General features: G+C 57.8%; 12 protein-coding genes. 4 read left to right on the forward strand and 8 right to left on the reverse strand.

Features of this window, described 5'->3' with window-relative positions; all coding sequences use genetic code 11:
* Positions 1–134: 134 nt before the first annotated feature.
* The 5 genes from M8006_RS14700 to M8006_RS14720 all read right to left on the reverse strand — a co-directional run bounded on the left by M8006_RS14700 (position 135) and on the right by M8006_RS14720 (position 6,160).
* Positions 135–938 (reverse strand): ABC transporter ATP-binding protein, encoded by an 804-nt coding sequence (locus M8006_RS14700; RefSeq protein ID WP_250083474.1) that lies wholly within the window; start codon positions 936–938, stop codon positions 135–137.
* Positions 935–1,945, reverse strand: a complete 1,011-nt coding sequence (locus M8006_RS14705) for a FecCD family ABC transporter permease (RefSeq protein ID WP_250083476.1) — start codon at positions 1,943–1,945, stop codon at positions 935–937. Before M8006_RS14705 ends, M8006_RS14700 begins: the two co-directional genes overlap by 4 nt.
* Positions 1,942–2,934, reverse strand: coding sequence for a FecCD family ABC transporter permease (locus tag M8006_RS14710; protein ID WP_250083478.1), 993 nt, complete (start codon positions 2,932–2,934; stop codon positions 1,942–1,944). Before M8006_RS14710 ends, M8006_RS14705 begins: the two co-directional genes overlap by 4 nt.
* Complete coding sequence (locus M8006_RS14715; protein ID WP_250083480.1) at positions 2,931–3,863, reverse strand: iron-siderophore ABC transporter substrate-binding protein; 933 nt, start codon at positions 3,861–3,863, stop codon at positions 2,931–2,933. The genes M8006_RS14710 and M8006_RS14715 overlap by 4 nt, the downstream gene beginning before the upstream one ends.
* A gap of 71 nt (positions 3,864–3,934) precedes the next feature.
* A complete protein-coding gene (locus M8006_RS14720; RefSeq protein ID WP_250083482.1) occupies positions 3,935–6,160 on the reverse strand; it encodes a TonB-dependent receptor plug domain-containing protein in 2,226 nt (741 codons plus the stop codon).
* Positions 6,161–6,349: 189 nt separating this feature from the next.
* On the opposite strand from M8006_RS14720, the gene M8006_RS14725 reads away from it, so the two are divergent.
* Positions 6,350–6,580: a hypothetical protein gene (locus M8006_RS14725; RefSeq protein ID WP_250083484.1), complete on the forward strand. Its 231-nt coding sequence runs from the start codon at positions 6,350–6,352 to the stop codon at positions 6,578–6,580.
* A gap of 53 nt (positions 6,581–6,633) precedes the next feature.
* Here the strand turns inward: M8006_RS14725 and M8006_RS14730 are convergent, their stop codons facing one another.
* Entirely contained in the window at positions 6,634–7,512 is an 879-nt protein-coding gene (locus tag M8006_RS14730; protein ID WP_250083486.1) for a YicC/YloC family endoribonuclease, read from the reverse strand.
* A 125-nt stretch (positions 7,513–7,637) separates the two neighbouring features.
* Between M8006_RS14730 and rph the strand changes: the two genes are divergently transcribed.
* Positions 7,638–8,375 (forward strand): ribonuclease PH, encoded by a 738-nt coding sequence (gene rph / locus M8006_RS14735; protein ID WP_250083487.1) that lies wholly within the window; start codon positions 7,638–7,640, stop codon positions 8,373–8,375.
* A gap of 93 nt (positions 8,376–8,468) precedes the next feature.
* On the opposite strand, the gene M8006_RS14740 is transcribed toward rph, so the two are convergent.
* Positions 8,469–9,236 carry an exodeoxyribonuclease III gene (locus M8006_RS14740; protein ID WP_250083488.1) on the reverse strand — a complete coding sequence of 256 codons (768 nt, stop codon included), beginning with the start codon at positions 9,234–9,236 and terminating at the stop codon, positions 8,469–8,471.
* Between the two features lie 86 nt (positions 9,237–9,322).
* On the opposite strand from M8006_RS14740, the gene pyrE reads away from it, so the two are divergent.
* Positions 9,323–9,985 (forward strand): orotate phosphoribosyltransferase, encoded by a 663-nt coding sequence (pyrE, locus tag M8006_RS14745; RefSeq protein WP_250083490.1) that lies wholly within the window; start codon positions 9,323–9,325, stop codon positions 9,983–9,985.
* Positions 9,986–9,991: 6 nt separating this feature from the next.
* On the opposite strand, the gene M8006_RS14750 is transcribed toward pyrE, so the two are convergent.
* Positions 9,992–10,462 carry a tRNA (cytidine(34)-2'-O)-methyltransferase gene (locus M8006_RS14750; RefSeq protein ID WP_250083492.1) on the reverse strand — a complete coding sequence of 157 codons (471 nt, stop codon included), beginning with the start codon at positions 10,460–10,462 and terminating at the stop codon, positions 9,992–9,994.
* Between the two features lie 36 nt (positions 10,463–10,498).
* Here M8006_RS14750 and rep point away from each other — a divergent pair, with 36 nt between their 5' ends.
* Positions 10,499–12,556: a DNA helicase Rep gene (gene rep / locus M8006_RS14755; protein ID WP_250083494.1), complete on the forward strand. Its 2,058-nt coding sequence runs from the start codon at positions 10,499–10,501 to the stop codon at positions 12,554–12,556.
* The last annotated feature ends 37 nt before the right edge of the window (positions 12,557–12,593 follow it).

Consider the following 12,593-nt stretch of genomic DNA (forward strand, 5'->3'; position numbering starts at 1 on the left):
CCAGGTTTTCCGCACCGTGACCACGACGTGTACGGTTTTCATCTTCTTCGAACGTGGCAAGTACAGAAAAGTGGGCGGCTTCAAATCGCTAACGCCGCGCTCTGACACCACGAAACATGGTGTGAAATCAAAAGTCAGGGCTCGGGGTTGGGCCCCCCGGACCAGGCAGCATAAGGTAAACACAGGGGTGTTCCCCTGCGTGGATCCAAGATGAGGTCTGACTCGACCCCGAAAACCCGGCGTAGCATCTGCGCCGTCATTACCTCCGCTGGCTTGCCATCGGCGGTAATCGATCCCTGATCGAGCACAACCATGCGATGCGCGATTCTCGCGGCCTGATTGAGATCGTGTAGCACGATGACAATTGTTCGCACCTCTTCGGCATTCAGCCTCTCGACAAGCTGCATCAACTCGACCTGATGAGCCATATCGAGAAAACTGGTTGGCTCGTCAAGCATCAAGACATCGGTATCCTGCGACAGAGCCATGGCAATCCAGGCACGCTGTCTCTGACCACCCGACAGGGATCCCAGCATGCGGTCTGCGAACGACGTCATCCCAGTGAGTGCCAGCGCACGGTCCACCGCCGCGCGATCCTGTGGACCCGAATCCTGAAAGGCCCGGCGCCAGGGGTGGCGACCATAACCCGCGAGATCACGCACGCTGAGCCCCATGGGGGCTTCGGGAGATTGCGGCAGCAAGGCCAACCTGCGGGCGACAGCCCGTGCTGACCAAGACCTGATCGGCTTGCCTTCCAACAGCACATCACCGCTTTGTGGGCGCAGAATGCGCGCCAGGGCCTTCAGCAACGTTGATTTACCCGATCCGTTCGGCCCTACAAGCGCCGTGATTTCGCCCGGGATGATCGACAGCGACAGATCGTTGATCACTGTCTCGCTGTCGTAGTGAAAGTGAAGGTGGCGGGCTTCGATCGTCATCCTTTCATATCCTTTCCGTTCCACATGAGCCAGATGAACCAGGGCGCCCCCAGAGCGGAAGCAACGATCCCGGCTGGCAATTCTACCGGCGCGAAGACAGTGCGGCCGATAAGGTCAGCAGCAACCGTGACCGCTGCCCCGCAAAGCGCCGCCAGCGGCAGCGCCAACGCATGTTTCGGCCCGACCATAAGACGCGCCATATGGGGCGCAACAAGGCCGACAAAGCCGATACCGCCGGAAAACGCCACCCCTGCCCCAGCGAGACCCACCGCTATTGCAGCAACACGCAGCCGACAGCGATCGACCGCAAGCCCTCTGCCCGCCGCGGTTTCGTCATCAAGGGATAATAAATCAAGCTGCCGGGTCTGCGCCGCCAATGCCAACGCCAAGATGACAAGCCAGGGAGCCAGTGTGGCGCTCGCCGACCAGCCAGCCCCCGACAGGCTGCCGGATAGCCAGACTGTTGCCGCACTATAAAGCTCTCGATCAAGCCCCATGGCAATCACCAAGGTTGCCGCACCAATCAGCGCGTTCATGCCAATTCCGGCAAGCAGCAGGCGCACGGGCGCAATCACACCGTCCCGCCGCGCAGCGACAGCGGTGATCATCGCCGCGAAGGCGGCCCCCCCGAAAGCAACGGCCGGTCGCCAGTGGGGCTCGACGGCAATGCCATTGGATTGGAGCCAGATGAGACCCGTCACCGCGAGTCCTGCTCCGGCGGTCAGTCCCAAAATTCCGGGGTCGGCAAGACCATTCCGGGTAATCCCCTGGAGAATCGCCCCCGCGAGCGCCAGCGACGCTCCGGCAAGCGCTGCCAGCACCAGACGCGGCAACCGTATCGACCAAACAATCAGGGAAGTGCCCGGATCACCCGTGCCCAGGAGCGCGCTGAACAGCGCGGATGGATCAATCTGCATTGATCCGGTGCCAAGCGATAAGGTTGCCAACGCCAAAAAGACCAGCCCGACGATGACAATAGGCGACACTGTTTTCATGGATTTTGTCATAATACGCGCGCGCTGCGTCGCGCTATCCAGATCAACACGGGCGCGCCGATGAGCGCGGTCAGAAGGCTTACCGGCGTTTCGTGGGGCGGGTTGAGCGTGCGGGCAGCAAGATCGGCCGCAACCAGCAGGGTAGCTCCGATAAGCCCGGCCATTGGAATAATCCGGCGATAGTCCTGGCCAACGGTGAAGCGGGCCAGATGGGGAGCGGCCAGCCCGATAAAGCCGACCTGCCCGGCGATGGCGACTGCGGCACCGGCCAGTAACAGGGTTGCGATTGCGGCAACGGAGCGCGTCAGGATGACTCGCGCACCCAGCGAGGCCGCGACATCTTCCCCTAGTGACAAAAGCGATACGGCAGAGCTGGCCAGCAACGCAATCAACAGCCCGATCAGGATCCAGGGCGCTGCCAGGCCAAGTTCATCCCAGCCCACTCCCTGCACACCACCGGCGGTGAAAAAAAGCACATCCTGGGCGATTTCGCCAACGATCACCACGCCACTGCCTATCGCCCCCAACAGCGCTGATACTGCTGCACCGGCCAGCGCCAGCCGCAGCGGCGCTGACGCACCACCCGCTGCCAGCCCCAGCCCGAGTGAAAGCCCCACGCCAATGCCTGCCCCCAGGAACGCACTGGCAATCAGCGCGACAAAGGGCGCTCCGGGCGCAACGACCAGTACGCACGCCAGCCCCAGGCCAGCTCCCGCATTCAGCCCCATCAGTGTGGGGCTGGCCAGCGGGTTGCGTGTCACCCCCTGCATCAAGGCCCCGGCAACGCCCAGAGCAGCCCCAACCATTAACGCCGCCAACGCACGGGGTATGCGCAGATCCCGCAGAACCAGATGATCCGTTTTCTGCGAATCAAAGCCGTTCAGTGCTTCCAGAAGCGTTGTCGCGTCAGCGTTACCTGCCCCCTGTACAAGCGACAGGGCACAAAGGCCGATCATCGTCACCAGCACCAGTGACACGCGTAGGGGTTTCTGAGATATCATGCGGACAGTCCGAACACCTTGCCGATATCATCGAGGACGCGGCCAAAGCTGATAGGCCCAACGGACCGATTCCACCACGCCATGTTAACGCGATGGACCCGCCCGGCCCGTACCGCTGGCAACCGGCGCCACAATTCGGATTGCTCGATGGAACTCATGCGCGCCTCGTCTTCGGCCATCAGCAGAAGAACATCGGCGTCGATCTGCGGGATGATCTCCATTGAAATGGTAATGTTCTTTTTATCCATCGGGGTCAGTGCATGGGGCTCCAGCCCAAGATCGCGATACATCACCAATCCTGCCCGCCGCTCACCGCCGTAAATTCGAATATCTTTCTGACGCACCCGCAATAGCAGCACCGTAGGCCGGCGCCCGCGATTGCCGAGGGATTCACGCATGTTTGCCACGCGCCGATCATAGGCGCTGATCGCCTGTTCAGCCTCAGCCCGCCGACCCAGCCCGCTCGACAATGCCATCATGAATTCGCGCCAGTCTTCTGCCGGCTCGTTCAGTAGCAACGTTGGTGCTATGGATTCCAGCAAAGAGGCCTCGGTGGCAAATCGAGCAGCCTGCCCGACGATGAGATCAGGCCGTATACCAATAACCGCCTCGTAGTCGGGCACACTGTGTAATCCGACCGAAGCAACATCGCCCAGCGCGTCTGCCAGGTGTGATGGTGGTGTGCCGCCAGCACGCATCGTCATGGCCACAGGCGGCAATCCCATTGCAGCCAGCATTTCCGCAAAGAAAGCATCGAGGGCAACAATGCGCTTTTGATTTTCTGAAACGTCCAGATCACCGGGGTCGCGGAGGACTCGCGCATAAGCCCAAGGGGCCACGAGACCGAGAGCCAGTGCCTGAACCAGGGAACGGCGGAGAGCATTCAAAATGAAATCAATCCCGGATTGTCGATAAAAAAATCCGGGCAAGATTAACAGAAATCTTGCCCGAAAGCGGTTTCAATCGCCCTTTTCAAACCGGGAAACGGTAACAGCCGCTGTCAATAGGTCCAGTTCAGGCGCGCAAACGCCGCCTGGTAAGTCGGCTCGCTGGTGCGGGTGGTAGAGATAACAGCGCCACTATTATCCAGAATCTGATCGACTCGGTCTTCCGTCTGGCCGAGCAGATTGGTGATGCTTAACGTCAAGTCCAGGCCATCAGCCAGTTTGGTACTGCTGGACAGATCCAGCCGCGTGCGCGACTCAATTGACTGATCCAGAAAACCACCGCCGTCGAGCTGCTGAGTCTGATCAACCGACGTGACGTGGTTGACCGCAAGGCCCAGGGTCGTGTTCCAGGGCGCAACAAAGTAATCGAGGCCGAGGTTGCCGAAGGCGTCCGGTTGATTGAGGAAAGGCCGAGAACCGCCGCTGATTTCATCGACGCTGGAGTCGGTATAGCCTGCGTTGCCCCAAAGCGTGAAACCGTCAAGGCCAATGCCAGTAAGTGGTGCACGCGCTGAAAGTTCAATGCCCCTAGCTCGGGCATCGCCCACGTTCTGCGGGGTGGCGACAAAGCGATTACCATCCTGTTCAGTAAACTTTTCGATTTTATCCTCAAACATCCGCTCAAAAAGGTTGAGCGACACATGGCCACGATTATCAGCAAAATAGTGGTCCACCCCCAGATCCAGACCCCAGATGGATTCCGGATCCTGCCGTGGATTACCCTGAATATCAGGGTCAGCGGCTGTGCCGTCTTCTTCATCAATGGATGGCGACAGGGCACGCAGATCCGGGCGCCGCAGCGTGCGCGCAACACCGAATCGTAAATCTGTCTGTGGCGTTGCGCTGAATACGGCATTCACAGAAGGCAAGAGGAAATCGGCATCGTTTTCGGTCGAGACGCCGAAGAAATCCGTCGTTTCGGTTTCCGAGTCTTCCAGGCGCAGGCCGCCCGTGACTCTCAAATTATCACGCACGTTCCACACATCCTCGGCGAAAGCGAAAACAATATCCTCATCAATTTCGAATATCCGATCTTCGCGTGGCGGACGCGCAGCCCCATCGCGAATCTCGCCGTTTGTTTCATCATGCCCGCGCAAACTCGCACCGACACCAAAGCTTAGTGAATGGTCTTGGGCCTGCATTGTCAGAATCGCCTCTGGGCGAGTCATTTCGAGTTCAATGAGTTCAGTCCGCTGGCGCTCCCGGTCCACCGTGCCGTCCGCGTTGAGGCGTGTCTCGTCACGTTCGGTGTCGGTCTCTCCCCGTTGCCAGTCGAGATTCAGGCGCAAATTTGCGGACGGGCTAAGTTCGCGCTCCCAACCCCCGCGAAAACCATAACTCTCACGTACCCGTTCGCGGTTCTCGTTGCTCACCCGTTTAAGCGTCACTTGATCCGCTTCCAGGTCGGTCTCGATATCATCACGAAATTCCGTGGTGCGCAGGTAAAACGGATCAAACTCGAAACGCCCCAACTGGTCTGTTTGCAGCGCCAGCCGCGGAATCAGATTGATCTGGTCAAAGCGCCGCTCGTTGAGCTCAAGAACCCCGCCGTCGGGCGATCCACCGGCGTCGAACTCGAATTCATCCTTGCTCTCGCTGCGCCGAAAACGCTGCACAGAGCCAGCCAGCATGACGTCCAGAGGACCCGCTTTGGTAGCCGTCGCAAAACTCAGCTCACCCTGCTCACCATTGCCCTCCAGATAACCGGCGCCGACCGCAAGCTCGGATTGCGGCATCTGCTCGACGCCGTTTTTCAGTATGATATTCACCGTGCCTGCCGCCCCCTGGCCCGGCAGGCTGGCCCGCGGCGAGCGAACAACCTCCACCCGCTCTACCAGCCCGGTGGGAATACGGTCGACTTCGAAGCTGCGCCTGGATTCACCATCAATCATTGGCCGCCCATTAACCAGCACCTGGGTATACTCGCCTGGCAGGCCCCGCAAGCGAACTTCACGCGAGCGGTTGGCACCGTCGTAAGTGACGCCTGGCACGCGGCGTAGAGCGTCACCCAGGGCTTGCTCATTGTATTGCTGTAACTGTTCCGCTGTGATGACTTCGATCGAATTAGGCGCTGAAGCCTTCAACTGTACCGCCCGCTGCGCCGACGTATCCACTTCGCCAAATACGGTGATTGGGTCCAACGACTGGGCATCTTCGCCCAATTGCGTCGGCGAGGACGGGGTCTGAGCCAACGCCAGCTGGGTTGGGCCGGTGATAAGGAATGTCAGCACGACGAGTGCAGAGTGAGGAACAGAGCGCGAAGAAAGGCTAAATTTCATTTTTATGTAAATCCCTTGGTTTTAAATTGTTTAATATTAATTATTATTGTTTACATTATAACGAACACGTGACCGCGATCGCAATTATTTTCCTGAACGCCTTATTTGTGAAATCAACACCTATACATCTTTATAACTAACTGATACTAAATAAATAATCCGATTATCGCCGTTTACCCGGACTGTTCTATGCCCGCCATCAAATTCCGCGCTAGCGGTCGCACCCTCACCAATCATGACGGCTTCTCGATCATCAACCAGAATCTTGAAATCGCCGGCGTCGACAACATCGATAGCCGCTTTGCGACGTCACAAGGGGTATGTTCCAGCAACGTGGTTAAGAACTATCTGGGTTTGCTTTACCTGGGTACGAGCGACTTGATCCTGCCCAGTAACAGGGGACACAACTGGGCAGGATAATACAAAAACAATAAAATCAGTGCGTAATAAGCATCTCTGGATCTAACGGGAAGTTACTCAATATTCTGAATCTGTTCCCGCATCTGCTCGATCAGCACCTTCAACTCCACCGCGCAGCGGGTCGTTTCAGCGACCACGGACTTTGACGAGAGTGTATTGGCTTCGCGGTTAAGCTCCTGCATCAGAAAATCCAGACGGCGGCCTTTGGGGCCTTTTTGTTTCAGTTGGCGGCTGACTTCTTCGACATGGGCCGTTAGGCGGTCAAGTTCTTCATCGACATCGGCTTTTTGCGCGACCAGCACCAGCTCGGCTTCCAGCCGTTGGGGGTCAAGCTCGGTCTTGGCGACGTCTAAGCGTTCCAGCAATTGGGCGCACTGGCGCTCTAAAATCTGCGGCAGCAGGCCTCGTACGGTGGCGACCTGTTCGCTGACGGCGGCAAGGCGAGTAATGATCATCTCGGCGAGTTTTTCACCTTCTCGGGCACGGGCCTCTATCAGGCTATTAATCGCTTGATCAAACAACACGTGGGCGGCGGTTTTAACAGCCTCTTGGTCAAGATGCTGGGTTTCTATTACCCCCGGCTGATTTAAAAGCTCAAGCGTGGTGGGAACCGCCGCGTTGGGAAGGCGCTCTTGTATCGCGTTAAGCGCGGCGGCAATTTCATCCAGACGCTGTGTGTTGACCGCAGGCGCTTGGCTCGCCTCGGCAGGCTCGAAACGCACGCTACATTCCACTTTACCCCGGGCTAAACGCTGGCGAAGCGCTTCACGTAACACCGGCTCCTGGTCGCGCAAGGTATCAGGTAGGCGAAAGTGGGGCTCAAGGTAGCGCTGGTTCACCGAGCGAATTTCCACCTGCAGCGTGCCCCACGAATAGGCATGCTCGGTGCGGGCGAAAGCGGTCATACTGTGTACGCGGCATACGGTGACCATGTGGGCTCCTGTGGTGGGTAGCGGGGTGGATGGGATTGCTGCCAGTCTACCCGATATCGTAAAAGCCGGGGGCTTAGACGTGTACAATGAGCGCCTTTCCCCTAATGTTGTTCAAGAGAGGTGCTATGCGTCCTGAGGTGATTCGACCCAGTGGCCGTGAGGCCGACACGCCGCGCGAAGTCCGCTTAACCCGCGGTTATACCCGCCATGCTGAAGGCTCGGTCCTAATTGAGTTTGGCGATACCAAAGTGCTGTGTAACGCAAGCGTTGAGGCCGGTGTGCCGCGCTGGCTACGCGGCAAAAACCAAGGCTGGGTCACCGCTGAATACGGGATGCTGCCCCGCGCGACCCACTCGCGCAGCGGCCGTGAGGCCACCCGCGGAAAGCAGGGCGGGCGCACACTGGAGATTCAGCGCTTGATTGGTCGTAGCCTGCGCGCGGCGGTGAATTTGAAAAAGCTCGGCGAGTTCACCATCACCGTGGATTGCGATGTCATTCAGGCCGACGGCGGTACGCGCACGGCGGCGATTACCGGCGGCTGTGTCGCGCTGGTGGATGCGATTCGCTATCTGCAGCGGGAGAAGAAAATCAAAGGTGACCCACTGATACAGCTGGTGAACTCGATTTCGGTGGGTATTTACAAAGGCGTGCCAGTGGTGGATCTGGACTACCCAGAAGACAGCCAAGCCGATACCGATATGAACGTGGTAATGACTGAAAGCGGTGAGCTGATCGAAGTGCAAGGCACCGCTGAGGCGGGTACCTTTAACCGCACTGAGCTTAACGCCATGCTGGATTTGGCCGAGCAGACGGGTAAGGCGTTGACCCAGCACCAGCGTGAGTCACTGGAAATGCGCGGCTAACGCGATTCACAGCGACTAAGACGCCGTAGGCCAGCTTAAAAGCTGGCCTACGCGTATCAGCGACGCGGGAACGTAGCGCAAGAATACATGGCGCTATAAATCGAGGTCGTATTCAACGATCAGCGGCGCGAACTCAGAGAAGGTCGCATCGTAATCGATCCACGCATCCAGCACGTGGCGGCGGAAGTTGGGTCCTACGAGCTGATAGTCAATGCGCCAGCCCTCTTGACGCTCACGCGGCATCTCTTGGTCACGCTTTGGCCACCAGGTATATTCACCCGCGTCGCGGTTGATCTCGCGGAAGGTGTCGATAAACCCGATGGGGCCCAGTACTTGGTCCATCCACGCCCGTTCTTCCGGACGAAAACCAGAAGTCAGCTGATTATCGGACCAATTGGCCAAATCGAGCGTTTTATGGGCCACGTGCCAGGTACCGCAAATAATATACTCGCGGCGCTTACGCGCCATCTTACTTAGGTACTCTTGGTACTGCTCCATAAACGCGTGTTTGGCTTTTTGATCGCTGCCGTCTGGCATCAAAAACGAAGCAATACTGAACCGATCGTAGTCGGCCTGCAGAAAGCGCCCTTCATGGTCGCACTGCGGAAAGCCCAAGCCATACATAATCGCTTTGGGAATCTTACGGCAATAAAGCGCGACCCCAGAAAAACCATCCTCTTCGGCATCCAGAAAATAGCCTTCATAACCTTCTGGGTAGAGAATATGGTCGCCCAATTCAAAACTTTTTGCCTTAATGTTCTGCACGCAGACCACGTCGGCATCCTGCTGAGCCAGCCAGTCCAGGAAGCCCCGATCCACGGCGTCACGAATACCATTGACATTGATGCTGGCAATTTTCATAAATCGTCCCTTTTGCGTCACTGCTGTATGATACCCGACGTTTCGACGTTTGGGTAAATCCCCCACGAAAAATCGCGAGGATCTCTGTGACAGCCCCCTTACAACCGTATCAACGCGAGTTTATCGCCTTCGCTATCGAACAGGGCGTGTTGAAATTCGGCGAATTCACACTCAAGTCGGGCCGCGTAAGCCCCTATTTCTTCAACGCCGGGCTATTTCAAACCGGCCGCGCACTTGCCAAGCTCGGCCGCTTTTATGCTCAGGCAATGATGGATAGCGGCCTTAACGCCGACGTGCTGTTCGGCCCGGCATACAAAGGCATTCCGCTGGCAGCCGTTACCGCGGCGGCGTTAGCCGACCACCACGACCGCGACATGCCCTACGCATTTAACCGCAAAGAAGCCAAGACCCATGGCGAAGGCGGCAACATCGTCGGGGCGGCGCTGGCCGGTGATATTCTGATCATTGACGATGTCATCACCGCTGGCACCGCCATCCGCGAAGTGATGGCGCTGATTGAGCAAAGCGGCGCCCGCGCGGGCGGCGTGATTATCGCGCTCGACCGCCAAGAGCGCGGCCAGGGCGAACAGAGCGCGATCCAAGAAGTGGAAGCAACCTACGGCATGCCCGTCGTCAGTATTGTGACACTGGCACAGGTGCTCGCCTATTTGGAAGCGCACGCCGGGCCCGAGATGCAGCCCCACGCCGAGGCAATTCGCGCCTACCGGGCGCGTTACGGAGTCGAATAATCACGGCTATGCGTCCGAGGCGCCGGCAAAGCCTTGCTGGCGCCAGGCTTCATAGCTTACCAGTGCCACCGCATTGGACAGATTTAGACTACGGTTATTGGGTTGCATGGGGATTAACAGCTTCTGCTCGGGAGCGATGAGTTCGTGCACAGAGACCGACAGTCCGCCGGTTTCCGAGCCAAACAGCAGCACATCGCCCGGCGCGAAGGTCGCCTCGCTGTAAGGGCGCGTTCCGCGGGTGGTCAGCGCCCAGATAGTGCGGTCCTGCATCGCCGCACAAAACGCCGTAAAATTCCCGTAGCGTGTCACATTGGCTATATCACGGTAGTCCAACCCGGCACGGCGCAGCTTTTTCTCTTCTAGGTCAAAGCCCAGCGGTTCAATCAAATGTAGCCGACAGCCGTTATTGGCCACCAAACGCATGATATTGCCGGTATTGGGCGCCATTTTAGGCTCGAACAGCGCAATTTCGAACATCGGTCTGCCTTCCAAACGTAAAGGACGCATTCTGCCATGAACCCGAGCATCGCCCAACGACTTAACGGCTTAAACCCGCGTCAGCAGGAGGCCGTACGCTATATCGACGGCCCCTGCCTGGTGCTCGCCGGCGCGGGTTCGGGCAAGACCAGCGTGATCACCACCAAAATTGCCTATTTGGTGCAGGAGTGTGGTATGAGCGCGCGCAAAATCGCCGCAGTGACCTTTACCAACAAGGCCGCCCGGGAAATGAAAGAGCGGGTGGGGCAGATGCTAAAGGGCAAAGAAGGCCACGGATTAACCGTCTCGACCTTCCACACCCTGGGGCTCAATATCATTCGTGGCGAACTCAAAGCCCTAGGCTATAAACCTGGCTTTTCGCTTTTCGACCCGGAAGATGCCAAGGCACTGCTGCGCGATTTAATGAACAAAGATGCCCAGGTCGACGCCGAACAGATCAATGCGGTACAGCATCAAATTTCCCAGTGGAAGAACGACTTAGTCCTGCCAGGTGACGCGCTCTCGTTTGCTGCCGATGATAACGAGCACTTTGCCGCAAGGGTGTATGAAGCCTACGTACGCCATTTAAAAGCTTACAACGCGGTGGATTTTGACGACCTGATTCTGCTGCCCGTGGTCCTGCTACAACGCGACCCCGAGGCCTTAGCCCGTTGGCAGCGCAAAATCCATTACATGCTGGTGGATGAGTACCAGGACACCAACGTCTCTCAATACCTGCTGGTGAAGCTATTAATGACAGAGCGGGCGACTTTTACCGTAGTCGGCGACGATGACCAATCGATTTACGCCTGGCGAGGCGCGCGGCCGGAAAACCTCATCACCCTGGGCGACGATTTCCCGCGTTTGAAGGTGATCAAGCTGGAACAGAACTACCGCTCCACCGGTACGATTTTGCGCTCGGCCAATACGTTGATTGCCAACAACCCCCACGTCTATGAAAAAACCTTGTGGTCGGAAATGGGCGATGGCGCACCGATTCGCGTGATCGTTAACCGCCACGAAGAAGCCGAAGCCGAACGGGTTGCCAGCGAAATATTCACCCGGCGGATCAAAGAGCGTGCTGAATGGCGCGATTTCGCCGTGCTTTACCGGGGTAACTTTCAAGCGCGGCTTTTAGAACTCAAGCTGCAGCACTACCAAATTCCCTACAAACTCTCGGGCGGTAAGTCGTTTTTCTCGCGCAACGAGGTCAAAGACGCCATGGCGTACCTGCGCCTTTTGATTAACCCCGCCGACGATAACGCCTTTTTACGCATAGTGAACGTGCCGCGCAGAGAAATCGGCCCCGGCACGCTGGAAAAACTCGCCAACTACGCGACCGAGCGCTCCATTTCGTTGTTTGCCGCCTGCCATGAATTGGGGCTGGAGCAGCAGCTGCCGACCCGTGCGGTTGAGCGCCTAGGGCGCTTTACCCACTTTATCGACGGCGTGCGTAAGCGCATGGATCAAGACGACGCGATTGCCGCCATTCGCGACATGCTTCGCGATATGGATTACGAAGCGTGGCTGTACCAAAACGCCAGCGCACCGACGATCGCCGAGCGTCGCATGGCCAATGTATGGATATTAATCGATCAGTTAGAAAAGTCGCTCAACCGCGACCCGGAGGACGGTACGCCTTCCACTGAGACCGAAACCGACGGCGTCGAAGCGGCCATATCACGCCTGGTACTGCGCGATATTCTCGAACAACAGGCCGAAGAGGATGATTCTGATCGAGTACAGCTTCTCACCATGCATGCCTCTAAAGGGTTGGAGTTTCCCCACGTCTACCTGATGGGGCTGGAAGAGGATTTATTGCCCCACCGCAACGCCGTCGAAGTGGGTACGGTTGAGGAGGAGCGGCGCCTTGCCTACGTGGGGATTACGCGCGCGCGACGTACATTGACACTGACCCTGGCCCGCCAACGCAAAGCCTATGGCGAACTACTGGACTGCACGCCCAGCCGTTTTCTCGACGAACTACCCGCCGACGACTTGGAGTGGGAAGGCCGCGCCGACAAAGAAAACCCCGAGAAAAAGCAGGCCCGGGGTAAAGATGCACTCGCAGGTATCCGCTCGCTACTAGGCTGAGTGATACCGACTGGGACAAGCACAAAAAAATATCCAC

Source organism: Halomonas llamarensis (genome assembly GCF_023555005.1).
Classification (GTDB): Bacteria; Pseudomonadota; Gammaproteobacteria; order Pseudomonadales; family Halomonadaceae; genus Vreelandella; species Vreelandella llamarensis.